This is a genomic window from Borreliella californiensis, assembly GCF_014205885.1.
GTDB lineage: Bacteria > Spirochaetota > Spirochaetia > Borreliales > Borreliaceae > Borreliella > Borreliella californiensis.
In genome coordinates, this window is record NZ_JACHFB010000003.1 from 1 (window position 1) to 24,340 (window position 24,340).

The following is a 24,340-nucleotide window of genomic DNA, read 5'->3' on the forward strand; positions in this document are numbered from 1 at the left end:
GTATTAAAATTCTTTAATACTTTATAAAGATAATTTATTAGTATACTAATAAATTATCTTTATAAAGATAATTTATTAGTATACTAATAAAGTATCTTTATAAAGTATTAAAGAATTTTAATGCACATGATATTAGTATAATATATATAATTTAAAGTATGTTGATCTATATAAATATCGGAATATTAACAAAACTTCTTAATAAAATCTCAAACTTTTATTTTTTAATAATTTTAAAAATATTCATTTTTTTAATAAAAAAATGAATATAAACATTAATTTGAATTAATAATTAAAAATCACATGAACATAAAAACAATAATCCAATTAATGGGGATACATATTTAAAAACTTGCTTTTTAAACTTAGATTGAGCTTTTAAAAAGTCTTCTTTTACTTTAATATTTATCTTCTTAAGCTTCGAGATTTTTAAAAAATTTATTACTAAGTAAACACGCTGATATTAATTTATTATAAATTGCGCTAATATTTTACTTGTCAAAATTTGCTATTAGGAGATAATAAAAATATGAAAAAAATTTTTACATTAATATTAATTTTTGGGCTAACAATACAAATCTTTGCCACAAAAGACACACAAAATAAAATTGAAAAAGGCATTGAAAAAGATATTGAAAGTTCCAATAAAAATGATAAAGAAGATAAAAAAAATAGAATTGAAAAAGGTATTGAAAGTTTTAATACATATGATAAAGAGAAAAAAAATCCAATCGGGCCATTCCTTTTAAATTTATTTTTACCTTTTGGAATAGGATCATTTATCCAAGAAGATTATATTGGTGGAGGCTCAGTGCTTGGGTTTAATTTATTGGGAGCAATCCTCTGGGGAACTGGAATGATTCTTAACTATCGTGAAACACAATTGACCGGATACATACTAATAGGGGTAGGAGCAAGCATGATTTTAACATCCTACACAACTTCACTTATTATTCCATTTACATTTGCAAATAGGCACAATGAAAATCTTAAAAAAAGACTCAGCACTGAGCTTGTGGGCTTTGAACCCAATTTTGATATTGGAATAAATGGATTCCAATTATCGTTTAAAAAAAGTTACTAAATAAATATTGGATAACAATTTTTACGATTTAATTTAAAATTAAAAATAAATTTGCCAACAAAGAAAGTGTTAATTAATATTCTCTCTGTTGGCTTATTAATTGCACTTAAAATATCCTTAAACCACACCCTGAATACTATAAACTCTTTCAATCTTAATACCGTAATATTCAACCTAATTAAGAAATTATTCTTAATGCCAAATTGGTACAATATTTTTAAAAACTAATAATAACAATTATTAATTAAAATGTTCTAAACATATTATTAAAATGCTATAATTACTAATTATTATTAATAATTAAAATACTTTTTAAGGAGACTATTTTGAAAAAAACAATTATTGTATTTATAATATTAGCATTTATGCTTAATTGCAAAAACAAAAGTAATAATGCTGAACCAGCCAACGATCTAGATGAAAAATCTCAATCTAAATCAAATCTAGTTGATGAAGATAGGATTGAATTTAGCAAAACAACACCTTTGGAAAAATTAGTAGGCACATTAAACTTAAACAATACTGAAAAAGAAACGCTAACATTTTTAATAAACCTATTAAAAGAAAAATTAGTAGACCCAAATATTGGCTTACATTTTAAAAATACTGGTGGAGATGAAAGTAAAATAGAAGAGACTGTACAAAAATTTCTATCAGATCTAAAAGAAAATGAAATAAAAGAACTGCTTGCAAAAATTAAAGAAAATAAAGATAAAAAAGAAAAAGATCCTGAAGAGTTAAATACTTATAAAAGCATACTTGCTAGTGGATTTGATGGAATTTTTAATCAAGCAGATTTCAAAACCACACTTAATACTCTTAAAGATACTATATAGCCAAACCAAGTGAAATTTATAATTAATTTAAAAAAGCTAGTGGTTTTAAACTGCTAGCTTTTAAAATAATTTTTTAGTTAATCAACGAATTAAATGCAAAACTTGCTCTTTTTATCTTAGGATATTTTTCAATTATTTTTTTCATAGCAACATTAAAAAGCTGAGAATCAAGTGAAATTCTGTACACCTTTTCACTTTTTGGATGTTTCTTAGACTTAATGGTAATCTCGGCAATCATATCACTCCAAATTCCATTATTATAAAGAGAAACAAAAGCCTCAATCACTTTTTTAGCATCGCTAGAACCAAAAGGATATGCGGTTACAAGCCCAGATTCAACTGATTTTTCAGACATTGGAAGTCCTCCCCCAAAAAACCCACCTTTATTTTCATTAAAATTTATATCATTTCCCTTGCTTATTAATTTAAACCCAGAAACAGAATAAAGCGGATCACTCTCGCTAGTAGTTTCAAAAATTATTAAGGGCATAGCATAAGAAATATAGCTCCCATCAATAGGAGAAACAAGATAAGAATACTTAATCCCCTTAAGCTCATTAATAAAATCTCCGCGCTCCCCAAACAAATCTCTGGCTTTAATTTTCATCCAACGAATATAAACCGGCAAAAGAAAAAAATTTATTGATTTTGTTCCTTCTAAAAACTCTATTTTAGAGTAATCAATAAATTTATTTTTATTCTCAAGAGCTTTTAAAGTCTTATATTCTTGAAAATCATCAACTACACCAGAATCTCCAGAAAAAAGTCCAAAATTCACCTCTCCTAAAGCTCTTTTTTCTTGATCCAGCCTATTTAATCCACTTTCTCTAATAAGCCTACTACTACCCTCTCCCTCCATTTTTGAATTATCATCTAAATTACACCCTAGAATTAAAACCACAACAGATATAATGACTCTTTTCAAAATGCTCCCCCTTTAAAGTTTTAAAGTTTTAAACTTTTATCTAATATTTAAAGTTTTTAAATTAGAGTATTAGAAGCAAATGTAGATCAATTAACAAAAAAATCAAAATAAAAACTTTAACGTCTGCTAATCTCTTTTATCAAACTGTTTAACATGCGATTTATATAATCATAAAGTTTTTTATTCTTGCCAATATTGTTGTAATAAAGCTTAAAAATTTCTAAAAGAGAATTTCTAACTTTAAAAATCAAAACTCTTTTATTTTTATTACTAATAGAACTTAATGCTTGTTTAAAAGATTTGCCTGTTTTTTCCATTTCTTTTAAAACCCTATTAACATCGTAATTTAATATTATTTCTTCTAGCTTTCTCAATATCAACCTAGAATATTCCTTTCCAAGCCTTTTAAATAAATCGTCAAGATTCTCAAAATCTAATTCTCCATCTAACAAAACCCTACAACATTGCAAAGTTTCTTCTTCTTCGTCTGTTAAATTTCGCTTCCAATTCAAATACCAATCAAGCTCTGACTTTGTAGTAAGAGAAAAATTTTTAAATTCAAGAAGCTCTTTACTAACACTACTAATTTGTTGATCGATTGTTTTTTCAAGGGCCACAAGAATGTCTGTGCTTGAACCACCAGCATTAATTTTGGTTAGATAAAATTGTTGACACAGATTCATATCTAGAAGAGAAATTTCATCTTCTCTATCACTTTTATCAGAATAATTTTCAATCAATCGCACTAAAGTGCTCATTTTAGAAGACAAATCTCCCCACCGCTTTTTCCCTATATCAATCAAAAAATGATTAACGTCTTTTTCGCTGTACCTATATTTTGCCAGCACTTCATCATTATTTAAAAGCCACCCACCAAGAGCATATCTATTCTCATCATTTTGCAAAGATTTCTTGAAAAACTCAAAATTTTTGACCTCTTCCAAATTTAAATGGGAAATCCAAATCTCATCATGAGTATTTTTCAGCAAAGCTTTGCCGTATTTTGACTTGTTAATATTCTGATTTGAAGAGGGTTTTTGCAAAGACCCTGAATTATCTAAATTGTCAAAATTATTACTCGACTGATCCGGATTTTTAGACATTAAATTTTCAGAATTCTTTAAAGTTTGCAAATCCTTTTTGGTGCCCTTAGATTCTCTTAAGCTTATTTGAACATTCTTTTTGCTTTTTAAATTACTTAAACTAGAATCTTTAAGTCTATTGTTACTAGAATCTAAAGATTTTTTTTCATTGCTTATTAAATTTTGCTTATTGCCAGAATTGGTACTTTTTAAATCTTCTTCTAAAGATTTGCTATTACAATTAACAATTAACATAAAGCTAATAAATGCAATTCCTATTTTATTCATAAATTAAATTTCCCCTATTTAATTATTGGTTTAAATAAAAATATAGCTCACTTTACATACACTAAATGTATACATTACATTATTTCTTATTACAAAAAGAATTAGGCTTGATGTTGTTTTAATAATTTATTTTTTAAAACAAAAAACCTAGTTAAAATAACTTAAATAAGTTATTAAGCATAAATTAACCAAACCAATGCCTTTTAAAGCAAAAAGTATTAATAATCTGAGTTATTTAACAATATATAAATTACACATATAAATTAAAATTATTAACATCGGCCTAAATCACAGAAATTTAAATTTTCAAATCCAGATATATTTGCAACAAAATAAATAAACATAAACAAAAAGATTAACTCTTAACATAAGAGCTAATCTAGGGTTAATTAAAATATAAAAAAGTTAAAACGAAGCAGATGCATCGTAATTTTTAACAAGATTACAAGCCTCTTCAATGTTTTTAGTAGTCATAAAAGATTGTCGCAAATTATCTATGTAAGTTTTTTCAACCTGTAACAGCTGATGCTTAGCATTGGCAACATTTGGATCATTTGATTTCTCAAGATCCATTTTGGCCTTTCTTTTGGCCTGTAAACACTTAACAACAGTAGCAAGCATTTCTTTTATTTTCTTTTCATTTAAATTAAAAATTTGATTAAACTTACCTGGATTACTATCAAGAACTACCTGCTCAAGAAAAAACAAAGCTTCTTTTTGGTCATCATTTAAAGAATCTACAAAAGACATTTTAAGTTCTTGATTTGCTATGCTATTAGAAGAATTTAAAAGCTTTGAAGACCTTCTCCTAATATCAGAATAATTAAATTCTTTACAAGAAAAGAATAATAAAATAATAAATAATAAAATATTTTTCATACAGTCTCCCACACTGCGATTACGCAAATATTTAAATTAAAAAATTAAATAACCTTTTTTAAAAAAAATATAAATTATAATATATCTCAACATTTAAAATAATAAACATTTTGTAAAACTTTATAGAAATATCAAATAAAATATGTTAAAATTATTTTGGTAGTTAAAAATGGAAATTAAAATTGATGAAAAATTTAATATAGTATTTAACAACGATCTTAAATTAATAGAAAACATTGAAGAGCAAAAACAGCGTTTGTTTTTTTACCTTAAGACCCCAAAAGGCAGCTTAAAAGAAAATCCAAATTATGGGCTTGACTACGGCTTTTACTTTAAGCTTTGCAAAGCTAATAAACTAGAATCTATTAAAACCTTTTTTTTAAACCTTTCAAGAGAGCTTAAAATAGACCTTATTAACGTAAAACCAAGCATTAAAAATAAAACGATAACAATAAATTTTTTCTTTTTAGGAAAAGACACTTTAAAAATGGATTTTAAAATATGAGTATAATTTTTGATAAAAACTTAGGAATATTGGAAAAAACAATAGAAGAAATTCAAAATGAAAAAAAACATATACTTAGAACAAAATACGGCATAAACATTAAAGATAATTCAATTTACGACATAATAAACTTTCCAAGCTCAAGTATTGACAAGCAAATATCAGAAGTCTTAAAAGAACTTTTTTCCAAAATTAAAGAAAATGGAAGCTATTTTAATGCACTCAAAGAAGACCTAAGCACACCCAAAAGCTCAACTTATGAAGCAATAAGAAAAGCTCTACTAAATGTTGAAGGGGTTAAGCACATAAACATTTTAAGTGGGCCTGGAACAATTAATCTCTACTTAATACTACAAGACGATTGCTTTCAAGACCAAGAAAAAAAGCAAATCAAAATTGAAACTAAACAAAATATCTGGCAAGCAATTTACTATACAGCACCAAGCGGAACAGTTTTTAAAGGTGACATTGGGATTGAGTTTTTAAACAAACACAACCAAAAAAAAACATACAAATTCAGCTTAGGTAAAAAGAAATATGCATATCTTAAAGTAGCCTACAAAACAGAAGCAAAAGACGCAATCTACAAAGATATCGATGCTCAAATTAGAGACATTTACAACAAAATATTAGCCGATAAATACATTGAAATGGGAACATCTCTTAGATATCAAGACTTTCTTGCACCAGTTAGTATTATCAAGGGAATAAAAGAGCTTAAAATCGGGGCTTGTATTAAAAATGACAAGACAACAAAAATCACCCAACTTAGTGACAGTGATTTCACATTTAATAAAGACGAAAACACCAAAGAGGATGAAATTATTATTTTTGATACAAACAAAAGACTGCTTATTAACAGAGAATAAAAATGAACAAAGAAATACCAAAATTTTTAGAAAATACCCAAATTGAAAAATTCATTTACAATGAGCTTGATTACAAAAAAGAGATATTAAAAGAACTAAAAGAACTGCTTGAAAACTTTAACACAATCAACGTTAAAAAGAGCATTAACTCTAAATACATTGTATTACTAATGCTTTCAATATTTAACGCATTTCACTTTAAAAAAGAGCTAGATAAAAATCTTGTTACCTCTCTAGATGCCATTATTTTTGCAATCAAGTCTATTGGCACTGACGAGAGCTTTATTGTACTCTTTAAAGCCTTTTTACACGCAAATGTAGAAGTCAGCTCAAACGAAAACGCTCCAGGCGAAATAATAATAAAATTGCTTGGAAACATTAAGTCCCCGATTGAATTTAATATTGCAGCAAAAAATCAAAACAAACTAAAAAAAATAACAGCAAAGCACTCTGGATTTAAGAAAGCTCTAACTTCTAACTATATGCCCAAAGATTACAAAAACTCAGTATATGAATTTATCAAAATATTAATTCCTACAGGCAGGATAGTTAAAATCATAGACAAAAAACAAATAGAAATAAAAGGCACAAGAATAAAAAACTTTAGCACAAAAGAGCATTTTTTTTGATTTGCCGCCTACTAAATTGTAAATAAAAAGTTAAAACTTAAAAAATTAAAAAGGAGAATTTATGAATACCAACGAACCACAAGAGAGTGTGCAAATAAAAGACTTAAACAGAAAAACAAAAGTTAATCCAAGCGATCTTATTCCTATTGATGACATAGTAGAAGACACTTGCGCAATTACATATCAACATCTCCTAGAACAAATACAAAACGATACATTTTATAACAACGAATTTGGATGCTTTAAAAAAGCAATAAAAGACGTAATTAGTAAGGAACTTTTAGAAAACAAAGAATATATAAAAAGCATTTATATCAAAGTAATCTCAAAGCTTTTAGAACTAAGCACACCATTTGAAAACATAGATTTTGATACTGTTTTTAGAAAAGTTAAATCTACGTTTATTGAGAGTTTAAAGCACACAAACACAAAACCATCTTCAAAAAAAATTTCAATTTATAACTCAGACACAAAAGACATTGAACTTATTCAATTTGAACTCTTGGTTGAAAGTTTAAAAGAAGTTCTTGCAGAAAAATCTGAAGTAAATCAACTTAAAAGCGACCTAACAAGTTGCTTGCAAATAAACGATTTTACAGATACATTTCAAAACTCTTTTAAATCAATACCCAAACAAACTCTTGATACAAAAAATGAACATCTTGTAAGCTGTTATCAAAACGGAATTCCACAAATTGTAGACATTCCTATTTGGTGGCAAGGAAAACCACACGGCTTTGGGGGACTTCACACAATAGTTGATGATGCTAGAATATTAGAATTCCAATATAAAAATAAAGCTACAACTGTTGTACTTAAAAACAGAAATAGCACATCAATTGTAATAAACGAATCATATAAAGATAATTACATTTACTTACAAATAGATGCAGAAATTAGGTATTCAAGCTCAACAGATGATCACAATAAACAATTTTACCTTCAATTTGAAAAAAGCTCTGAAAAAATTCTAATAGCTTCATTTTCTTCTCAAAACATGCCCACGCTTAAAACACCAATTTATAATGGCTGGTACTACGTTGGATCAGGCAAACTAGGCAGGGGAGAAGAAATGCCAATACTAAACAAAGCATAAAAAATAAATAAAAGGAGATATTTATGGATACAATACTTATTTTTTTGTCAACAATTGACAATACAAAACTAATTATATTGGGGGGATTTATTTTGCTGGCAATATTGCCAATGATTTTGGCAATAAAACCACAGTTTAGAGAAAATTTAAATTCTCTTATCAAAAAACTTTTAAAAAATATAAATAAAAAGGACATAAAATGAACAGTAAAATGAATATCAACTCTGGCATTGAGGCTTTAAATAATTTATATGATTTTCTAAAAAGCAGCGATTCTCCAACAGAAGTCAAAGTGGAAAAAGGTATATATTTAGGGCTTAATCTTTACAACCTAATAATGAGCATCTATAAAGATAAAATCACAACCCTTGAGAAGGAAGAATCAATAAAAATATTAAATGAAATTGAAAATGTTAACAATAAAATTACTCAACTTATATCAAGCATTAATGATGAGAGAGATTTAAGTATTATTGAACATTTAAGAGAAGAGAGAAATGAACTAATGACAATCAAAACCCAAGCACTCCAAGAACAAATAAAAGAGTTCTCAGAAAATCCAAACACTACTAGTAACAAAACCCAAAACTTAAAAGAAGATAAAGGAGATAAAATTGCAAATTAAAAATTTCCATTTTTTGTTTTTATTAAACATTCTTATAATCTTTTCATGCTCTACAATAGCAAGCCTTCCAGAAGAGCCATCATCCCCAAAAGAATCAACATTAAAGGCTTTAAGTTTATATGAAGCGCATCTTTCAAGCTATATTATGTATTTACAAACATTTCTTGTGAAGACTAAACAAAAAGTAAATAACAAAAATTATCCTGAGTTTAAGCTTTTTGACACAAGTAAATTAGAAAAAGATCAAACTCTAAAATCAATCAAAACAAACATTACTGCTTTAAAGAATCATATTGACAAAATAAAACCAATTGCAATGCAAATTTACAAAAAATACTCAAAAAATATACCTTAATACCTTAAAGACATTTAATTTTTCTTTTTCCTGAAAGTCCCAATTGTGGGACTTTTTTTTTAAAAAAAATAAAAGTCTACATTTAATTTAAACTTAATTAATATTAAAACTATTTGATATTGAAACTATTTTAAAATTATTATCATTTTATTTTTTTTCAATTTTCTATTTGTTATTTATTAATCTTATACTATAATTATAGTTGTATTAAGTTATATTAATATAAAAGGAGAATATATTATGAAAAAATATTTATTGGGAATAGGTCTAATATTAGCCTTAATAGCATGTAAGCAAAATGTTAGCGGCCTTGATGAGAAAAACAGCGTTTCAGTAGATTTACCTGGTGAAATGAAAGTTCTTGTAAGCAAAGAAAAAGACAAAGACGGCAAGTACAGTCTAATGGCAACAGTAGACAAGCTTGAGCTTAAAGGAACTTCCGACAAAAACAATGGATCTGGAGTACTTGAAGGCGTAAAAGATGACAAAAGTAAAGTAAAATTAACAGTTTCTGACGATCTAAGCACAACCACACTTGAAGTTTTAAAAGAAGATGGAAAAACATTAGTATCAAGAAAAGAAACTTCCAAAGATAAGTCATCAACAGAAGAAAAATTCAATGAAAAAGGTGAATTAACTGAAAAAATAATGGAAAGATCAAACGGAACCAGACTTGAATACACAGAAATTAAAACCGATGGATCCGGAAAAGCTAAAGAAACTTTAAAGGACTTTGTTCTTGAAGGAACTCTAACTACTGAAAAAGCAATATTGACAGTTAAAGAGGGAACCGTTACTTTAAATAAGAACATTTCAAAATCCGGAGAAGTAACAGTTGATCTTAATGACACTTCAACAACTGCTGCTACTAAAAAAACTGGAAAATGGGATTCAAGCACTTCAACTTTAACAGTTAGTGTAAACAGCAAAAAAACTAAAGATCTTGTATTTACAAAACAAGACACAATTACAGTACAAAAATACGACTCAGCAGGTACCAACTTAGAAGGCACAGCAGTCGAAATTAAAACACTTGATGAACTTAAAAACGCTTTAAAATAAGGAGAATTTATGAGACTATATTTAATAGGATTTGCTTTAGTGTTAGCTTTAATAGGATGTGCACAAAAAGGTGCTGAGCCAAAAAATACTTCTCAAAAGTACAATGATCAAGAAATTATTGACTCAAACAAAGCACCAAAAGACGCTAAACAAGACCTTCCTACAGTGACAGAAAACTCAGTGTCTCTATTCAGTGGTAATGAAATTTTCGTAAGCAAAGAAAAAAACAGCTCTGGTAAATATGATTTAAGAACAACAATTGATCAGGTTGAGCTTAAAGGAACTTCCGATAAAAACAATGGTTCTGGAAGCCTTGAAGGCGTAAAATCTGACAAGAGTAAGGTAAAATTAACAGTTGCTGACGATCTAAATACAATAACTGTAGAAACATTTGATACTAGCAACCAAAAAATTTCAAGCAAAGTTACTAAAAAACATGGGTCAATAACAGAGGAAACTCTCAAAGCTAATAAATTAGACTCAAAAAAAATAACAAGATCAAACGACACTGTGCTTGAATACTCACAAATGACAGATGCTGACAATGCTACAAAAGCAGTAGAAACTCTAAAAAATGGCATTAAGTTCGAAGGAAATCTTGTAGGCGGTAAAACAACATTGAAGCTAGTAGAAGGTACTGTTACTCTTACAAGAGAAATTGAAAAAGATGGAAAAGTAAAAGTCTTTTTGAATGACACTGCAAGTGGTTCTACTAAAAAAACAGCTACTTGGCAAGAAGCTACTAACACCTTAACAATTAGTGCTGACAGCAAAAAAACTAAAGATCTAGTGTTCTTAACAGACGGTACAATTACAGTACAAAAATATAACACAGCTGGCACTGCACTTGAAGGATCAGCAGCTGAAATTAAAGACCTTTCAGAACTTAAAAGTGCTTTAAAATAAAAAATAATAAGTAAACCCCCACCCTACAAGGCAGCAGCTAATGTAGGAAGGGTTTATTACAACCTAAAAATTGAATTTATATATTTTTCAATTTGTTACTTCTAGAAAAAGTCTCTTAGGAGACTTTTTCTCTATAAAAAAAGAGAAAACATAACAATATACAAGTCAAACTATTTAGGTCTTCAACCTTTAACTTTAATCTTTAAGTTTTTAAAATCAAAATAAAAACGATAATAACCTGAATACCCACAATTTAAAAAAATCAATAGGGCTAATTCCTTCACTCAAGCCTAACTCTTGAATGAAGGATAAATAATAAAATAATCTAAATTCTTAATAAAATTAAACCCATCGCTAATCAGCTCACTATTTTAAATAAAAATTAACGCGTAAAAATAATTTACTCCTAATATAAGTTTATTACTCATTACATTTTATTACAAAAACTTACTTTTGTAAAGCATATTTAACAAATTTGAATTAAATATACTTTTTTTATATTTTTTATATAAAAATACTTTACTTTTTTAAGAAACTGTACTATTAATTAAGTTATAATTAAAGAAACTACTTATATTAGGAGTATAAAATTGAAAACATTAAAACAAAAATCACCAAACACTACAAAAAAGGCAAAAAAAACTACAATAAATTTCCAACACAACTTGATTGTCTTAATCTCTACTCTTAACTTTATCAACTTAAACTTTAAAAAATACACACAAAAAAACATACTTTATTTCCTAAATAAAAACCTTGAAAGAAATAAACAAAAACCCATAAAACTAAAAACACTACAAAACTATTTATATATACTAGATAAAAAATTTAAAGTCACTCTAAACTACTGTAAACATTTGGGAAGAAATTCAGGAAGTGAAACTTACTATAAACTTAAATACGAAAAAGAAAAATGCTATTTAATAATTAACACATACTTTAAAGAAAAAATAATCAATAAAATTGACGAATTTACGCAAAGAATAAAAAAATTTAATCAAATAAATAGTAGTGTAAAATGGGAGTGTATTAATAATACTAATAATATATATAAATATAAAGAGTATAGAAATATACACAAAAATTCTAAAAAAACAACAAATAACGAAATGATAAAAAAGTATTTGAGTAAATGTAACTTCAAAACAAAAATTCCATCTTTAATATTGAATTTAAAAACAACAAACATCATTAAAATATATCATTTAAGAAACTTAAAACACATTGAAAATGACCTTAAAGAAATAGATTCTAGAAACATTGAAAAATACCTTTCAAATATAATAAGAGAAAATGTAAACAATCCAGGATATCTTTGTAAGTTTTTCAAAAACAGCGGATATAAAAAAATAATAGATAAAATAAAAAAGACAGAAAAGAAATACAAAACTAAGAAAGAAATTTTAAAAAAAATAATTGAAAAAAAAATAAAAGAATTAGAAAATGAACAATATAAAAAGGAAGATCTTGAAAAGTTTTTTAACAAAACATACGAAATTTATAAAACAAAACCTCATTTCATAATAGAACACAAAAAATATTCAGATTTAGATAACTTAATCCAAAGAGCAAAAACAGAAATCCCCAAAATTCAAGACAAAATGATGAAGCTAAAAAGTATAAAAAACAACATTTTTAGTATATTATTAGAACAGTTAAGGTACAAAGTAGATGAAGATAAGTTAATTCCTACTTTAAAAAAATTCATTGAAAATGAGCCTGATCTTAGATATAGCAAGGTATTTGACAATTCCTACTATAATAATTTGATTGAAATAGTGAGCTAGTGAACTAGTAAGCTATTGAGCTAAAGAGAAAATGTACAGGATAGCTTTACTATTAAGGAAAAAGGAAAAAAATGACGGCTTTACTTGAACGATTAAAGCAAAAACAAAAAGAATTAAAATTAAACACAGACAACAAACAAAATTCCAAAAAAGGAAAAAAAGCTAATGTCTTTTCTAAGATTGAGGAAGTTAAAGGCAGAAAGATATACCATACCAAAATCTTTAATGACTTCTATACATTTGGGATAAGTAAAAATGAACCTACAAAGTTTTTCATTTCTTTAAGGGGAATCTTTAATATAGAAGACATAAGCATGTTTCATTTATTTTCTTTAAGAGAAGATGATGAATTTATGGGAATTTATTACGGAATAAGAAAGCTTGATAAAGCTTTTATTGTAAAGAATTTCAATAAGAAAGAAACATATACACTTAGAAAATGTGAATATATTGAATTTAAGTATAAAAAAGGATCTGTTTTTTGTTATTTAAACGGTCTTCATATTTTGCTTAAAAAGGATAGAGTCAACAGCCCCTATTACAACACGCTTTTAAATATCATTTTAGAACTAGAAACTGAACTCCATACTTTTTATAATAAAAAATTGTCAGAAGGGGGAATTATTCCTGAATGGATAAAAAAGAGACAAAAGTAATAACAGTTGCAAGCATAAAAGGTGGTGTTGGTAAAAGCACAACAAGTTTAATTTTTGCCACATTGCTTTCAATCAAATACAAGGTTCTTTTAATAGACATTGACACTCAAGCCTCAACAACAAGTTATTTCTTTAGTAAAATTAAAGATAATAATGTAGATTTAATAAATAAAAATATATATGAGGTATTAATATCAAATTTACATATAGACAATGCACTAATAACAATTAACGAAAATTTAGATTTAATTCCAAGTTATTTAACATTACATAAATTCAATTCAGAATCTATTCCATATAAAGAATTTAAATTAAAAGAACAGCTAAAGCTAATAAGCAATCATTACGATTATATAATACTTGATACAAATCCCAGCTTAGATTTTACCCTAACAAATGCTCTTGTGTGCAGCAATTATATAATAATACCAATAACAGCAGAGAAATGGGCTGTTGAAAGTTTAGATTTGTTTAATTTTTTTATGAATAAGCTATTATTAACTTTGCCGACGTATTTAATCAATACTAAATTTAAAAAAAACAACACTCACAGAGAACTTTTAAGGGTTTTGGAGAAAAATAGTAATTTCTTAGGCACAATATCTGAGAGAGAAGATTTAAATAAAAGAATAGCAAAAAATGACAGATTTGATTTGACGAAGGATTACATAATAGAGTACCAAAATACGCTTACTGCGTTTTTAAATAAATCAAGTTACGTACACTAAGTGTACTCAGATTGTAAAGGAGGAGATAGGTGGATATAAAGATAAATAAAAGAAATTTATCTGAGAGTGTTATAGAAGAAGAACAGGCTCTTGTTCATTATAATAAACTTAAAGAAAAATTAAACATTAATTTCCAAAAAGAAATTTATTGCAAACTAGAAGCAATGAAAGTTTTAAAGGAAATTAAAGACAAAGAATATTATAAGCTTGATAATTATTCTAGTTTTGATGATTTTGCAAAAGATTATAGACTTGCCAGAACTCAAACGTATAAGTATCTTAAAATTGCAACAGCAATAGAAGAAGGCTTAATTGAAGAAAAGTATGTGGTTAAAAACGGGATCAATGATACAATTTGTCTTCTTAAAACAAAAGAGAGTTCAAGTTTAAAAAAATCTAATGAAAACCCAATAAAACCACTAAGATTTCAGCTTAAAAAGGAGGAATCTTATTCTTTTTATAAAAAAAATGCCAAACTTACAAGTTTTCTTTTGGAAAAAATTTTTTTTGAGGAAAAAGATTTTTTATTAAAAATAATTAAAGAATTTGAAACTTTAAGAAATAAACGAAAATGAAATATTTATTTGCAAAACTTGAAAAGTTAGTGTATACTTTATAGGTACAGACTGACACGCAATGTGTCGCTCTTAATATAAGGACCTGTTACCTTAAAGGGTTTATTGGGGGATTCTTTTGAAAGAAATTCCAATAAACCCTTTAACTTTTAATATAAAGCCGTTATTTTTAACAATAATTTTGAAAAAATTTAGAAAAGTATTTACAAAACATAAATTTTTTTATACTATATTATTAGTAAAAAACTTATATTAGGAGTTAAGATGAAAAGGCTTAATAAGATCAAAAGGAAAGAATACTACAAATTTTTAATTAAAACTTTTGCCATTAAAAACAATGGGTTTGAGTGGCTTGGTTTTAACAATATTAAAGATTTTTAAACCTAAATGTTTTCTTATTAAGCTTTTGGATTCTAAAGTTTAAATAAAAATTGGTCAGGAATGTTTGATTATTTGAAAATTATATTTAAAAATTGTTTATTTAAAAATGTTTATTGAGAAAATATTACAAAGTAATGCAGAATTGTTTAAAGATATTCAAAAGTCTGGATGTTATTTTTTATCTTTGCACTATTGGATATTTGTTTTAACAGGTTTTGATTTTACAGTAAAAGATGTTAATTTTAATTATCAGCGGTTTTTAAAATTAGGCTACATTAGAAACGATTGTTATATTTTAAATCCATGTGAAATTCTTGGTTATTATAAAGTATTTTCTAAGGTTAGATATGAAAGTCCGCTTTATTTACCCAAGGCTGGCAGAGAGTTTGAAATAACACAGGTTAAGCTGAAAGATAAAGCGTTTATTCATTTTCTTGTAATGGATAACAATAAGGTAATTTACGATAGTCTTGACTTAAATTCCAAAGGAAAGAAATTCCAAATAATATCAAAAAGAATATTTAATTATTTTGTTTAAAAATAATTAAACCATTTTTAAATTCTAAATCCTTTAAGTCAGTTGTTTTAACTGTGATTTATTTTGTTTTTTGGCTGTTGGGTAAAAAGCTTGTTATTTGTTGATATGCATTGCAAAGCTAAAACTTAAATTATAAGACCAAACCTAAATGGGTTTGGTCTTATAATTTAAGTTACATATAAAAATAGCGGTTAATTGGTTTTGCTGCAGTCGTTAGAAGTATTATTAGTGTTAGTTTTCCTTTCGAGGGCGCATTTGTTTTTCTTATGAACTTTTTGTAATTTTGTTTTCATTGCTTTTGCGATTTCAAGTATTCCTTCAGCTGTAGTTGTAGAGTTTTCTTCGGCCGTACCTGTAACTGTTTTTTTCATGTCTTGTATTCCAATTTCTTCTAGTGGGGCTGAGACCTCAAGCATTAAGTTATACATTGCTGAGAATTCGCCGCTACTTCCAGTTTCTTTAAGTTTAGTAGCTTCTTCTTCGATTGCTGTTACAAATTTTTCTGCCACGTCAGTAGCTTGCATCTTTGCTTTTAATATGAATTCAGGTTTTTCTGATACCTGGCTACCTGTTTGTTTTTCTCTAAAGTTTTCAAATTTTACGCCGCTAGCAGCGGCCTTTTTTTTAATTTCATTTATTGCGTCTGTAATATCTTTAGCGCTTCGTTCTAATCTAATTTTTGTTTCTCCTGTTAAGCCGCATGATATAAACAAGCTAATAAGTAAAGGTAGTTTAAATAAATTTTTAAAATTAAAATTTTTAAAAGTTTTTTTATATTTAATCATAACAATATCCTTTTTTTGAACTTTAATAAAAGCAATAAATCAATATTAATATTGTTAAATTGTAAATATTAGGACGAGCTAAAAATTTTATTTTTAGTCCATTCTAATTAAAATATTTTTAATATTTATTTCTTTTTTTTGCTTTTATTATTTTTTTTCTCCTCATTTTCAATATTTTGTTTTGCCTTAATTGCTTCTAGTTGAGTTTCTATTTGAACTTTAACCTCAAGCAATCTTTCGGCTGTGTTTATAGGATTACTTTTAGCGTCCTCTAAAACACGGGGTTTTACGTCTTTTATTCCAACTTCTTCTAGTGATTCTACGACGTCAAGCATTAAGTCAGACATTGCCAAGAATTGACTACTTTTGCCAGTTTCTTTAATTTTCAAAGTCTCTTCTTCTATTATCTTGAGAAACTTTTCTGTTTCACCAATAGCTTGTACTTTTGCTTCTCTTAAAGCAAGCCCGCCATCTGACACTTTAGAGCCAGTTTTGTTGTCTGTAAAAGCTGCAAAACGCACACCTTTTTTAGCGGCCTCTTCTTTTATTTTTAAAATTTTGTTTTTTAAATCCCTAGAGGATGATTCAAGCGCGAGCTTTGTTTTTTCTATTAATCCAAGATTACATGCAAGCAATGGAGTGAAAAATAAAGCTATAACGATTAAATTTAATCTTTTCATTTTTGTTACCTCCTTTCTATATTAAATTTAATTTTTCCATTTTTGTTATCTCCTTTCTATATTAAATTTAGTTAAGTCTAAATTTTAGCCCAGTTTATTGAAAATAAAATAAAATAAAATAAAATAAATGAGTCAATAAGGTTAATACAATTATACAATTATTGTATTTGTACTGAATTGCAAAACCTTTTATTTGAAAGCCTTACCAATTTTAATTTTATTTTTATTAGGGAGCATAAATTTGTTTTATGCAAATATAGCAGTAACATTGTTTGGAGTTATAAGTTGGCCTTTTAAGCGAGCTTGTAATTTTGAGATTTATTTCCAGTTTGTCAAAATATTGCAAATTGGTTATTTTGTAATATTTTGTAAATTAAAACAAAGATCTAAAAGAATTTAGGTCTTAAAAATAAAAGAGAAGCCATGCTCCCGCAATTTGTTGGCTTCTCTTTTGAGTATTTTGACTATTTTGACACTGTTTTAATTAAGGAGCAGGAACGGGATTGGCAGGCTTTAGAGGGCATAACAACATCTTTTGGGCCTATAGAATTGTCCTGTTTTACTTGCTCCAGAGACTATTTTATTTTTTCCGTTAATTATGTGTCTAGTAAACTTTCATTAGTTGTATTGTTTCCAGCAGCCTTTATTGAGCGTTTTAATCCTTCAGCTTATTCGTTAACAACGATTTTCTGATTTTTGTTTCTTGCTCTCTAGTAAAACCCTGCTGTACATATTGCAAGACAATATCATAGCTGGCAACAAAATATATTTTATTTTAAACGGTTCTTTCTCCTTGTACCATTTATTTTTATTAATTTTGTTCTATATAAAAAATATATCTCGTTAATTAAATTATTCACAATAAAAAACATTAATTTTTCTTGAGTTTTTAAAAGAACTTAATTAAAATAAAATAATGATATTTAAAAATAGAAAAGAAGAATATATTTTTTTATTTAAAAAAGGTTTAAAAGATTTAGACATTGCTCAAATTTTAGGTGTTAGTGAATCTTTTGTAGCAAAAGCCCGAAACAAATATTTTAAATCTAGTGATTCTGTTTGCAAAAAGAACCCTTTTCCTATCGACTCAGCAGGAGAAAATATTGCTAACGTGTCTTTCAATGAGGATAATTTTAACAATTTAGTGCTACTTGCTACAAAAAAGGCTTGTGAGCTTGAAAATGCTAAAAACGAATCCGAAAAACTGTTTTATGAGATAGTTTGTTCTTTTATTGATTCTCACAATAAATATAAAAATCTCAGTTTAGCGTCAATAAAAAAGGAATCATTAATCTTGGATTTAAAAATTAGCAAACTTCAAGGCGAGATTAGTTTTAATAAAAAAAGAGGCCTTAATAGCCAAGAAAGCCTTGAGAGAGAGCTTGCCGATAGGATTCAAGAAAGAGAAGAGATTGAAAAAAAGATTATTACTATTTGCATGAGAGAGGATTTTGATGCTCTTGTTAAGCTTAAATCTGTTTTAAGTAGTAAGAATTTAAAATTGGAGTAAGATTTGAAATTTTTCAGATCCTTAATATTTTTTAATCTTCAGAAAAAGTTTAAAAATAAGTTTAATATTAACATTTTGGATTATATTAAGCCAAAATCAACCAACATTTGTTTTAAAGATTTTGAAAACAAATACTTAACTGCTAAGCAAAAGGAAGTTCTTTTTGACATAGAAAGTAACAACTATTCAAAAGTAATATTTAGCGGAGGGATTTCAAGTGGCAAGACTTTTTTAGCCTCATATTTGCTTATTAAAAAGCTTATTGAAAACAAATCTTTTTATGAGCAAGATACCAATAATTTTATTATAGGTAATTCTATTGGTTTATTGATGACAAATACCCTAAAGCAAATAGAGAAAATTTGCAGCTTGCTAGGAATTGATTATCAGAAAAAGAAAAGTGGGCAGTCTTTTTGCAAAATAGCAGGTCTTAAGCTTAATATTTACGGAGGTAAAAATAGAGATGCTTTTTCTAAGATTCGTGGGGGCAATAGTGCAATAATTTATGTAAATGAAGCAACAGTAATTCACAGAGAAACTTTGCTTGAGGTAATAAAAAGGCTTAGAAAAGGCAAAGAGATTATTATTTTTGATACAAATCCGGAAAGTCCGGTGCATTATTTTAAAACAGACTATATTGAAAATACAGATGTTTTTAAAACATATAATTTTACAACGTACGATAACCCCTTAAATTCAGCAGATTTTATTCAAACCCAGGAGAGACTTTACAGGCGTTTTCCCGCTTATAAGGCTCGTGTGCTTTACGGAGAGTGGATTTTAAATGAATCTACACTATTTAATGAGATGATTTTCAATCAAGATTATGAATTTAAAAGCCCAATAATGTACATTGATCCCGCATTCTCAGTAGGTGGAGACAATACAGCTGTTTGTGTTTTAGAGCGTACTTTTGAAAAGTTTTATGCATATATTTATCAAGATCAAAAACCAGTAAGTGATAGTTTAATGCTTTCCTCCATTCAAGTTTTAATAGAAAATTTTAATGTAAATACTGTTTACATTGAGGAGAGAGACAGTATCAAAGGGGATGGAATTTTAACCAAAACAATTCTTTTTTTAAGAAACAAAAGCATTCACTATTTTAAAGTTGCACCAATAAAGCCTTTGAGCAATAAATTTAAAAGAATATGTGCTCTTGTTCCTTTATTTGAAAGCCGCAAGATAGAATTTTTAAAAATAATAAATAAAAATGTAGTATCTGATATTTACAGCTACAAAGGAGACGGCAAAACAAAAGATGATGCACTTGATTCTCTTGCAAATGCATATCTTCTTTTAACGCTAAATTATAAAGAAAAATTATTTCATTTCGGCAAGTTTAAATATTTATAATTTGATCTAAATTGATATTTATCAATTTAAGTTTATTATGATTGATAATTATTTAAAAAGTTTTTGTCTTTTGTGCTGATTTTGTTAAAAATTCCTTTTTGCCTTAAAGGCCAAGGCAATATTAAATAAATTTTTAAAGCAATTAAAATATTTGATTAAAAAATACAATTTTTTATAAAAAATAAAAAGTTAATATTCAATCTTTTAAAAGTTTTGAAAAATTATTTTTAAAGGTTATTATTTTGGGAAATATTGTTGATATGATTTATAATATAATTTTTATTATTTTTTACGTTAAAGGAGATTTTATGAAAAGCATATTTTTTTTATTTTTCTTTCAAGAGTCTTAGAATTGAAGATATTTTAAGCAAGTTGATTTTTTAAAAAAGAGAGTTTATTTTACATCAAATTTGATTAGATTTTGATTGAATTTTATTAGATTAGCATTAGAAGAATTTGCCAAGTTTGCCAAATTTGTCTAGTGCAAGGTATTTTTAAAATTTATCTATTCAAATGTATTTCAAGGAGAGAGAAATATGAGAATTGCCAGTTTTCTTTTTTTTTTAATGTGTCTTTTGAGTTGTAGTTCTTTTAATAAATCAAGCAATAAAAGTTTATTATCCAAAAATAAGCAGAAAGCTTCAGATTATAATAGAGAATATTATCAGAAAAACAGAGAAAAACTTAAATTAAGAGCTAGAGAGCGATATCGTAGAAACAAAAAAACTTAAAATTAACTATAAAGAATTAAACTTATTAAGCTTAATAAACTTATTAAAAATTTAAAATCAATTTTAATATTAAGTAATATATTTAAATTGAATGGTGAATTTATGCAAAAGATGTATGTTTTTTAGTTATTTAAAATAATTTTGTGCTTTTGAAATAAATTAAATTTTAATTAGGAGAATATACATGAAGAGATATATTTATGTATATATATTTGCAGTAATAGCAAGTTCTTGTTATTTAAATGATTTTTCTAGTATGAAAAAAAGCAATTCTAATAATAAATATGACTTAAATTTTTCTAAGCTTTCTTTATCTGAAAGAGAAAGTGCTATTTTAAAAATTCAAAGAAAATTCAAAAGTTTAACTGATAAAATAAACTCCCGAATCACTAATTATAATGAGATTAAAGTTAGTAATTTTTTTAGTGAATTTAGTGAACAAAAAATTAATCTTTTAAACAAAATATTAGAGATTTTAAAAGTACAGCATGGGCTAATGGAAAAAAGTAGCAGTAGCTTAAGCAAACTTAATATGTTAAGCGGGGGTAGTTATGCCGTTCATGATCCACAGCCAGAATTGAAACTTTTAAATCAGAAATATTCAGATATAGATGAAAAATTAAGAGAAATATGTAGTTGCATTCTTAGCAACAGTGTTGACTTTGATAAGGCTTTAAAGGATTTGATTTCTTTAAAAGAAGGCTCTTTAGTGTTAATACAAAAATAAAGTTTTTATAAATAGAATCAAAAATTTTTGACTCTATTTATAAAAAAGCATTTATTCCTCTAAAGGTTTTATTTCTGATAAGGCAAATCTTTCTGAATTGTTTGTACTCCACCCCGTCCATTTATCATTTTTAAAAAGATAGTTTCCTGCAACACTGTATATTGGAATTATTGGATAATCATTTTCAATAATTATTTCTTCTATCTTTTTTAATATTTCTAATCTAAGTTTTTCATCCCCTTCAAGATCAGATTTTATTATAAGCTCATCAAGTTCAGGATTTGAATATCCGTAAGATACAAAATGTGAGCTTTTAGTTTCAAATATGTTGAAGAATGTCATGGGATCTAAATAATCTCCTTGCCAGGAATTTACTGAGATCTCATATTGACCTTTTAGAATGTTTGATATGTGATTAGTCCACGTCTCAGGCTCAATTTCTACATCAATATTTAAAACTTTTTTCCATTGGCTTTGAATAAAATTGGCAACTTCTTTTTCAAGGTCATTTTTATTGTATTTTAGTGTAAGCGTTGGAAAATTTTTTCCATCAGGATATCCAGCTTCGGCTAAAAGTTTTTCTGCTTTTCGTGGGTTGTATGGCTTTAGCTTTTTCCCATAATTATAGTTGTTAATATTGGGACTTATTTTTCTTGTTGCTTTAAAGTTGTTATCAAGCACCCTGTAGACTAGAGTTTCTCTGTCAACCGCAAGAGCCAATGCTTCTCTTACTTTTGGATTGTTAAGAGGTTTAGCATTTGTATTTAATGATAAAAACCCAATTTGATTAATGTCAGCTGAATAAAAATCTTCTCTTAAAATAAGTTCATTAATAAGGGTTAAGGGGATGTTGTTAAAAATAGCATCTATTTCATTGTGCTCATACATGCTGTAAATTCTGCGGGCATCGTTTATAGTAACAAATATAAGCTCATTAATAGCAACGGTTTTAGCATCATAAAATTTGATATTCTTTTCAAGAGATATTTCTTCGTTTAAGATGTTTCTTTTTAGTTTAAAAGGCCCACTTGTAACCATGTTTTCAGGGTTTGTCCATTTATTTCCAAACTTTTTAACAACGTGAGTAGGAATAGGCATAAATATTGGGTTTGTAAGCATATCAAGAAAATATATTGTTGGGCGAGAGAGAGTTATTTCTAAAGTTTGCTCATTAATAACCCTTATTCCAACTTCATCTGCATTGAATTTTGTTTCGTGAAATTCTTTTGCATTTTTTATCTTTGATACTAGTAGGCTAATATTTGGCACATCAAGTTCATTTTCTAATGCCATTATGTAGGAATCTCTAATAGTACTTGCTGTTATTTTAACGCCGTCACTCCAATAAATGTCGTCTCTTAAATGGAATGTGTAGCAAGTGTTATCGTAAGAAATGTCCCAATTTTTTGCAAGTCCTGGCCTGTAACCACCCGTTTTAGGATCCCCCCTTAAAAGTCCTACAAATAGTTCGTTTATAATTAAATTGCCTATTTTATCGCTGGAAAATTGTGGATCAAGTGATGTTGGGCTCTTTCCAATTCCAACGCCAAAGATAATATCATCTTTTTCTTTAGAAATTGTACACGAGATTATAGCAGCAATGTTTAGTATTAAAAATAGTCTTTTTTTTATTATCATATCCTTTGCACCTCCTTTATATTTGCAATATTTAATAGCAAAATATATTGCAATATAATTTTTTAAAATATTTTATGTTTTTGTTAGCACTCTAAAGCTTTGTTATTTTTTGGTTATTTGATAAATTAAATATTTTTTATTCAAAGGAAATTCAAAGGAAAAAACTAAAAAAGGGTACATTTTTTGTTTTAAAACTACAAATAAGGCCTTGAGACCCTATTTGTAGTTTTAAAGAAGTTTTCAATGAATTGTTGATTTATAACAATAGACAAGTATATATCTCTCTTTGTTTTTTTCAAATAAAAATAAACCTTTATTTGTATGTCTTGAGAATGCTAGAAAATGAACTATAATGACGTCTTATTTCAGCGGAGGTTGTGATGCAAAGAATAAGTATTTTATTATTGTTATTAGCGGTGTTTTCTTGTAAACAGTTTGGCGATGTTAGGGGGCTTACAGAAATTGAATCTGAGAATGGCATTCCTCTTGTTGTTAGCGATGTAGTTAAAGATCTAATTCCTAAAGAGATTTCTTTAACACCCGAGGAGTCTGAAAAGTTAGAGACTTTAAAAATCTTTTTAAAAGATGCGATGGACGTTAATGGTAGAGAAGATAGTCTAAAAGCTGAATACGAGAAATCTTATAAAGAATTTTTTGATTGGCTTTCTAAGGATGTTGACAGACAAAAAGAGTTTGTAAGTTTTTTTGACAATGTTTGCGGTATTGTATCTAAAGCAGTAGATGCAAGTAAAAGGCAAAGACCTACTGAGCAGAAATCTTTAGGCTTTAAAGAATATGTTTGTTACAAGATTAAAAAGAGTACTGGCGAGGCTTTAAGTTTATTTTTCCAGAAGGTAGCTGATGCGTTTGGTGTTGATGAGTACAAAAAAGGTACTGATGAGAGCGTTCAAAAGCCTGAGAAATGCAATGAAGAGATTTTTAAAGTAATCAAAAGAGTGTTTACCCAAAGCGAGAGTAACAACGAATTGAAAAATTTAAAAAATTTCGGAAATGTTTAAATATTTGGGATATACTTTTTATAAAGACAGGTTCTATTGTGAACGTGTCTTTATATTTTCTTTAAAAGACTTTTAAGCATCTTTTAAG

At 27.0% G+C, this 24,340-nt stretch carries 28 protein-coding genes; 22 read left to right on the forward strand and 6 right to left on the reverse strand.

Annotation, left to right across the window (positions count from 1 at the left end):
• The first annotated feature begins 529 nt into the window (after positions 1 to 529).
• Both HNP67_RS04845 and HNP67_RS04840 read left to right on the forward strand, forming a co-directional pair.
• Positions 530 to 1,084 carry a P13 family porin gene (locus tag HNP67_RS04845; RefSeq protein WP_184125289.1) on the forward strand — a complete coding sequence of 185 codons (555 nt, stop codon included), beginning with the start codon at positions 530 to 532 and terminating at the stop codon, positions 1,082 to 1,084.
• A 326-nt stretch (positions 1,085 to 1,410) separates the two neighbouring features.
• On the forward strand, positions 1,411 to 1,920 hold the full coding sequence (locus HNP67_RS04840) for a BBA03 family outer surface lipoprotein (RefSeq protein WP_184125291.1): 510 nt from the start codon (positions 1,411 to 1,413) through the stop codon (positions 1,918 to 1,920).
• Positions 1,921 to 1,993: 73 nt separating this feature from the next.
• Here HNP67_RS04840 and HNP67_RS04835 read toward each other — a convergent pair whose 3' ends face one another.
• The 3 genes from HNP67_RS04835 to HNP67_RS04825 all read right to left on the reverse strand — a co-directional run bounded on the left by HNP67_RS04835 (position 1,994) and on the right by HNP67_RS04825 (position 5,094).
• Entirely contained in the window at positions 1,994 to 2,845 is an 852-nt protein-coding gene (locus HNP67_RS04835; protein WP_184125293.1) for a S2/P23 family protein, read from the reverse strand.
• A gap of 116 nt (positions 2,846 to 2,961) precedes the next feature.
• Positions 2,962 to 4,215 (reverse strand): hypothetical protein, encoded by a 1,254-nt coding sequence (locus HNP67_RS04830; protein ID WP_184125295.1) that lies wholly within the window; start codon positions 4,213 to 4,215, stop codon positions 2,962 to 2,964.
• A gap of 405 nt (positions 4,216 to 4,620) precedes the next feature.
• A complete protein-coding gene (locus HNP67_RS04825) occupies positions 4,621 to 5,094 on the reverse strand; it encodes a BBA07 family lipoprotein (RefSeq protein WP_184125297.1) in 474 nt (157 codons plus the stop codon).
• A gap of 169 nt (positions 5,095 to 5,263) precedes the next feature.
• Here HNP67_RS04825 and HNP67_RS04820 point away from each other — a divergent pair, with 169 nt between their 5' ends.
• The 14 genes from HNP67_RS04820 (at position 5,264) to HNP67_RS04755 (ending at position 15,806) form a co-directional block, all read left to right on the forward strand.
• Positions 5,264 to 5,599 carry a DUF2634 domain-containing protein gene (locus tag HNP67_RS04820; RefSeq protein WP_184125299.1) on the forward strand — a complete coding sequence of 112 codons (336 nt, stop codon included), beginning with the start codon at positions 5,264 to 5,266 and terminating at the stop codon, positions 5,597 to 5,599.
• Positions 5,596 to 6,468 carry a DUF276 domain-containing protein gene (locus HNP67_RS04815; protein WP_184125301.1) on the forward strand — a complete coding sequence of 291 codons (873 nt, stop codon included), beginning with the start codon at positions 5,596 to 5,598 and terminating at the stop codon, positions 6,466 to 6,468. Before HNP67_RS04820 ends, HNP67_RS04815 begins: the two co-directional genes overlap by 4 nt.
• Before the next feature lie 2 nt (positions 6,469 to 6,470).
• Positions 6,471 to 7,097 carry a DUF735 family protein gene (locus tag HNP67_RS04810; RefSeq protein WP_184125303.1) on the forward strand — a complete coding sequence of 209 codons (627 nt, stop codon included), beginning with the start codon at positions 6,471 to 6,473 and terminating at the stop codon, positions 7,095 to 7,097.
• Positions 7,098 to 7,158: 61 nt separating this feature from the next.
• Positions 7,159 to 8,193, forward strand: a complete 1,035-nt coding sequence (locus HNP67_RS04805; protein WP_184125304.1) for a DUF685 domain-containing protein — start codon at positions 7,159 to 7,161, stop codon at positions 8,191 to 8,193.
• A gap of 23 nt (positions 8,194 to 8,216) precedes the next feature.
• On the forward strand, positions 8,217 to 8,396 hold the full coding sequence (locus tag HNP67_RS04800; protein WP_184125306.1) for a BlyA family holin: 180 nt from the start codon (positions 8,217 to 8,219) through the stop codon (positions 8,394 to 8,396).
• On the forward strand, positions 8,393 to 8,818 hold the full coding sequence (locus HNP67_RS04795; RefSeq protein WP_184125308.1) for a BlyB family putative holin accessory protein: 426 nt from the start codon (positions 8,393 to 8,395) through the stop codon (positions 8,816 to 8,818). Before HNP67_RS04800 ends, HNP67_RS04795 begins: the two co-directional genes overlap by 4 nt.
• Positions 8,808 to 9,173, forward strand: coding sequence for a BBA14 family lipoprotein (locus tag HNP67_RS04790; RefSeq protein ID WP_184125310.1), 366 nt, complete (start codon positions 8,808 to 8,810; stop codon positions 9,171 to 9,173). The genes HNP67_RS04795 and HNP67_RS04790 overlap by 11 nt, the downstream gene beginning before the upstream one ends.
• A gap of 240 nt (positions 9,174 to 9,413) precedes the next feature.
• Positions 9,414 to 10,235: an outer surface lipoprotein OspA gene (gene ospA / locus HNP67_RS04785; protein WP_184125312.1), complete on the forward strand. Its 822-nt coding sequence runs from the start codon at positions 9,414 to 9,416 to the stop codon at positions 10,233 to 10,235.
• 9 nt (positions 10,236 to 10,244) lie between these two features.
• Positions 10,245 to 11,141, forward strand: coding sequence for an outer surface lipoprotein OspB (gene ospB, locus HNP67_RS04780; RefSeq protein WP_184125314.1), 897 nt, complete (start codon positions 10,245 to 10,247; stop codon positions 11,139 to 11,141).
• Between the two features lie 590 nt (positions 11,142 to 11,731).
• Positions 11,732 to 12,928, forward strand: coding sequence for a plasmid maintenance protein (locus HNP67_RS04775; protein ID WP_184125316.1), 1,197 nt, complete (start codon positions 11,732 to 11,734; stop codon positions 12,926 to 12,928).
• Positions 12,929 to 12,999: 71 nt separating this feature from the next.
• Entirely contained in the window at positions 13,000 to 13,584 is a 585-nt protein-coding gene (locus tag HNP67_RS04770; RefSeq protein ID WP_184125318.1) for a DUF226 domain-containing protein, read from the forward strand.
• Positions 13,560 to 14,312, forward strand: coding sequence for a ParA family protein (locus HNP67_RS04765; RefSeq protein WP_184125320.1), 753 nt, complete (start codon positions 13,560 to 13,562; stop codon positions 14,310 to 14,312). The genes HNP67_RS04770 and HNP67_RS04765 overlap by 25 nt, the downstream gene beginning before the upstream one ends.
• Before the next feature lie 29 nt (positions 14,313 to 14,341).
• Positions 14,342 to 14,887, forward strand: coding sequence for a chromosome replication/partitioning protein (locus HNP67_RS04760; protein WP_184125322.1), 546 nt, complete (start codon positions 14,342 to 14,344; stop codon positions 14,885 to 14,887).
• A gap of 487 nt (positions 14,888 to 15,374) precedes the next feature.
• Complete coding sequence (locus tag HNP67_RS04755) at positions 15,375 to 15,806, forward strand: DUF261 domain-containing protein (RefSeq protein WP_184125324.1); 432 nt, start codon at positions 15,375 to 15,377, stop codon at positions 15,804 to 15,806.
• A gap of 191 nt (positions 15,807 to 15,997) precedes the next feature.
• On the opposite strand, the gene dbpA is transcribed toward HNP67_RS04755, so the two are convergent.
• Both dbpA and dbpB read right to left on the reverse strand, forming a co-directional pair.
• Entirely contained in the window at positions 15,998 to 16,591 is a 594-nt protein-coding gene (gene dbpA, locus HNP67_RS04750) for a decorin-binding protein DbpA (RefSeq protein ID WP_184125326.1), read from the reverse strand.
• A gap of 125 nt (positions 16,592 to 16,716) precedes the next feature.
• Complete coding sequence (dbpB, locus tag HNP67_RS04745) at positions 16,717 to 17,271, reverse strand: decorin-binding protein DbpB (RefSeq protein WP_184125328.1); 555 nt, start codon at positions 17,269 to 17,271, stop codon at positions 16,717 to 16,719.
• 423 nt (positions 17,272 to 17,694) lie between these two features.
• Between dbpB and HNP67_RS04740 the strand changes: the two genes are divergently transcribed.
• The 5 genes from HNP67_RS04740 (at position 17,695) to HNP67_RS04720 (ending at position 21,595) form a co-directional block, all read left to right on the forward strand.
• Entirely contained in the window at positions 17,695 to 17,964 is a 270-nt protein-coding gene (locus HNP67_RS04740) for a hypothetical protein (RefSeq protein WP_184125330.1), read from the forward strand.
• Between the two features lie 223 nt (positions 17,965 to 18,187).
• Positions 18,188 to 18,781 (forward strand): hypothetical protein, encoded by a 594-nt coding sequence (locus tag HNP67_RS04735; protein WP_184125332.1) that lies wholly within the window; start codon positions 18,188 to 18,190, stop codon positions 18,779 to 18,781.
• A gap of 3 nt (positions 18,782 to 18,784) precedes the next feature.
• Positions 18,785 to 20,137, forward strand: a complete 1,353-nt coding sequence (locus HNP67_RS04730) for a PBSX family phage terminase large subunit (RefSeq protein ID WP_184125334.1) — start codon at positions 18,785 to 18,787, stop codon at positions 20,135 to 20,137.
• Between the two features lie 536 nt (positions 20,138 to 20,673).
• Complete coding sequence (locus tag HNP67_RS04725) at positions 20,674 to 20,868, forward strand: hypothetical protein (protein WP_184125335.1); 195 nt, start codon at positions 20,674 to 20,676, stop codon at positions 20,866 to 20,868.
• 184 nt (positions 20,869 to 21,052) lie between these two features.
• Positions 21,053 to 21,595, forward strand: coding sequence for a hypothetical protein (locus tag HNP67_RS04720; RefSeq protein ID WP_184125337.1), 543 nt, complete (start codon positions 21,053 to 21,055; stop codon positions 21,593 to 21,595).
• A gap of 51 nt (positions 21,596 to 21,646) precedes the next feature.
• On the opposite strand, the gene HNP67_RS04715 is transcribed toward HNP67_RS04720, so the two are convergent.
• Positions 21,647 to 23,233: a peptide ABC transporter substrate-binding protein gene (locus tag HNP67_RS04715; protein ID WP_184125338.1), complete on the reverse strand. Its 1,587-nt coding sequence runs from the start codon at positions 23,231 to 23,233 to the stop codon at positions 21,647 to 21,649.
• 380 nt (positions 23,234 to 23,613) lie between these two features.
• On the opposite strand from HNP67_RS04715, the gene HNP67_RS04710 reads away from it, so the two are divergent.
• On the forward strand, positions 23,614 to 24,252 hold the full coding sequence (locus HNP67_RS04710; RefSeq protein ID WP_184125339.1) for a hypothetical protein: 639 nt from the start codon (positions 23,614 to 23,616) through the stop codon (positions 24,250 to 24,252).
• Positions 24,253 to 24,340: the final 88 nt, after the last annotated feature.

Bases quoted from the DNA above. Each gene is read 5' to 3' on its own strand.
- HNP67_RS04810 (WP_184125303.1), top strand. From the start codon at position 6,471: ATGAACAAAGAAATACCAAAATTTTTAGAAAATACCCAAATTGAAAAA.
- HNP67_RS04715 (WP_184125338.1), bottom strand. From the start codon at position 23,233: ATGATAATAAAAAAAAGACTATTTTTAATACTAAACATTGCTGCTATA.
- HNP67_RS04820 (WP_184125299.1), top strand. From the start codon at position 5,264: ATGGAAATTAAAATTGATGAAAAATTTAATATAGTATTTAACAACGAT.
- HNP67_RS04830 (WP_184125295.1), bottom strand. From the start codon at position 4,215: ATGAATAAAATAGGAATTGCATTTATTAGCTTTATGTTAATTGTTAAT.
- HNP67_RS04770 (WP_184125318.1), top strand. From the start codon at position 13,000: ATGACGGCTTTACTTGAACGATTAAAGCAAAAACAAAAAGAATTAAAA.
- HNP67_RS04825 (WP_184125297.1), bottom strand. From the start codon at position 5,094: ATGAAAAATATTTTATTATTTATTATTTTATTATTCTTTTCTTGTAAA.
- HNP67_RS04815 (WP_184125301.1), top strand. From the start codon at position 5,596: ATGAGTATAATTTTTGATAAAAACTTAGGAATATTGGAAAAAACAATA.
- ospA (WP_184125312.1), top strand. From the start codon at position 9,414: ATGAAAAAATATTTATTGGGAATAGGTCTAATATTAGCCTTAATAGCA.
- HNP67_RS04740 (WP_184125330.1), top strand. From the start codon at position 17,695: ATGCTCCCGCAATTTGTTGGCTTCTCTTTTGAGTATTTTGACTATTTT.
- HNP67_RS04755 (WP_184125324.1), top strand. From the start codon at position 15,375: ATGTTTATTGAGAAAATATTACAAAGTAATGCAGAATTGTTTAAAGAT.
- HNP67_RS04845 (WP_184125289.1), top strand. From the start codon at position 530: ATGAAAAAAATTTTTACATTAATATTAATTTTTGGGCTAACAATACAA.
- HNP67_RS04725 (WP_184125335.1), top strand. From the start codon at position 20,674: ATGAGAATTGCCAGTTTTCTTTTTTTTTTAATGTGTCTTTTGAGTTGT.
- dbpA (WP_184125326.1), bottom strand. From the start codon at position 16,591: ATGATTAAATATAAAAAAACTTTTAAAAATTTTAATTTTAAAAATTTA.
- HNP67_RS04795 (WP_184125308.1), top strand. From the start codon at position 8,393: ATGAACAGTAAAATGAATATCAACTCTGGCATTGAGGCTTTAAATAAT.
- HNP67_RS04805 (WP_184125304.1), top strand. From the start codon at position 7,159: ATGAATACCAACGAACCACAAGAGAGTGTGCAAATAAAAGACTTAAAC.
- HNP67_RS04735 (WP_184125332.1), top strand. From the start codon at position 18,188: ATGATATTTAAAAATAGAAAAGAAGAATATATTTTTTTATTTAAAAAA.
- HNP67_RS04720 (WP_184125337.1), top strand. From the start codon at position 21,053: ATGAAGAGATATATTTATGTATATATATTTGCAGTAATAGCAAGTTCT.
- HNP67_RS04765 (WP_184125320.1), top strand. From the start codon at position 13,560: ATGGATAAAAAAGAGACAAAAGTAATAACAGTTGCAAGCATAAAAGGT.
- ospB (WP_184125314.1), top strand. From the start codon at position 10,245: ATGAGACTATATTTAATAGGATTTGCTTTAGTGTTAGCTTTAATAGGA.
- dbpB (WP_184125328.1), bottom strand. From the start codon at position 17,271: ATGAAAAGATTAAATTTAATCGTTATAGCTTTATTTTTCACTCCATTG.
- HNP67_RS04710 (WP_184125339.1), top strand. From the start codon at position 23,614: ATGCAAAGAATAAGTATTTTATTATTGTTATTAGCGGTGTTTTCTTGT.
- HNP67_RS04800 (WP_184125306.1), top strand. From the start codon at position 8,217: ATGGATACAATACTTATTTTTTTGTCAACAATTGACAATACAAAACTA.